This window comes from Microbacterium sp. bgisy189 (assembly GCF_057707225.1).
Window position 1 is genome coordinate 1 of record NZ_JBYIPT010000024.1, and the last position, 1,417, is coordinate 1,417.

The 1,417-nt window shown below is 66.4% G+C and carries 1 protein-coding gene; it reads right to left on the reverse strand.

The window, feature by feature from the left end; all coding sequences use genetic code 11:
- Positions 1-59: 59 nt before the first annotated feature.
- A complete protein-coding gene (locus AC3ENX_RS14575; RefSeq protein ID WP_046746337.1) occupies positions 60-1,295 on the reverse strand; it encodes an IS256 family transposase in 1,236 nt (411 codons plus the stop codon).
- Positions 1,296-1,417: the final 122 nt, after the last annotated feature.

Genomic DNA, 1,417 nt, shown 5'->3' on the forward strand with positions numbered 1-1,417 from the left:
GGCCGCGTCCGTTTGAGTGGTGGTCTTTCGCTTCGTTGCGATGATCAGCTGTCGTTAGTTTAGGCGGCGGTGATCTCGGGGAGTATCACCGCCTCGTCGATGGTGGGGGTGGTCGCGGTGAGCTCGGTCATGGAGGCTTCGGAGAAGTAGCGGCGGTCGGCGGCTTCCCATTCGTCGTGTTGCTCGACGAGGACGGAGCCGGCCAGGCGGAGCAGGGCGGCGTTGTTCGGGAACACGCCAACGACGTCGGTGCGGCGCTTGATCTCCCGATTGAGGCGTTCCAGCGGGTTCGTGGACCAGATCTGTCGCCAATGCCGGGCGGGGAACGCTTTGAACGCGAGGATGTCGTCACGGGCGTCGGTGAGCATCACGGCGGTCTTGGGGTGGACGCGCTCGATCATGCGCACGACTTCGTCGAACTGGGCATCGATGTGCTCGGCGTCGGGTTGGGCGAAGATCGTGCGGATCACGCTGGCGACCATCTCCTGCCGGCCCTTCGGGAGGGCGGTCAGGACGTTGCGCATGAAGTGGACGCGGCAGCGCTGCCAGGCGGCGCCCTGCAACACGGTCGCTGCGGCCTTCTTCAGTCCGGCGTGGGCGTCGGAGATCACCAGCTTCACCCCGCCCAGACCTCGTGTCTTCAACGAGCGCAGGAACTGCTTCCAGAACTCCTCGGTCTCGCTGTCTCCGACATCGAAGCCCAGCACGACCCGCCGCCCGTCAGCGGCGACGCCGATCGCGACGACGACCGCCTGGGACACGACACGGTGGTCGATGCGGACCTTGCAGTAGGTCGCGTCGAGGAACACGTAGGGGTAGGCGATGTCAGACAGCGAGCGGTCGCGGAACGATGCGACCTCGGCGTCGAGCCCTTGGCAGATGCGGGACACCTCGGACTTCGAGATGCCAGTGTCAGCGCCGAGCGCTTTGACGAGGTCATCGACCTTCCGGGTTGAGACGCCGTGGAGGTAGGCCTCCATCACGACCGCGAACAAGGCTTGGTCGACCCGGCGGCGCCGCTCCAGCAGCGACGGGAAGAACGACCCCTGCCGCAACTTCGGGATCCGCAACTCCAGATCCCCAGCCGTGGTCGACAGCACCCGCGGCCGGGAACCGTTGCGGGTAGTCGTGCGCTCGCTCGTGCGCTCGTAGGGGGCGGCGCCGATGAATGCGGCTGTCTCCGCGTCGATCAGCTCCTGGTAGAGCCGCTCGGTCGCGGCTCGGATGCGGTCGGTGGTGCCGGTGAGCTTCAGTTCCCCGAGCAGCTCGAGGAGGGCAGACTGGTCAAGAGCCATCGTGCGGTGTCGTCTTTCTGTGTGAGTTCTTGGTCGTTCTCACTGACCATCGCACGATGGCTCACCCCGTCGCGGTCACGACGCCGCGGGCCCGAAAGACCACCACCCCGCGGGACTCCAGG

Coding starts and splice junctions, on each gene's coding strand:
- AC3ENX_RS14575 (WP_046746337.1), bottom strand. CDS start 1,295: ATGGCTCTTGACCAGTCTGCCCTCCTCGAGCTGCTCGGGGAACTGAAG.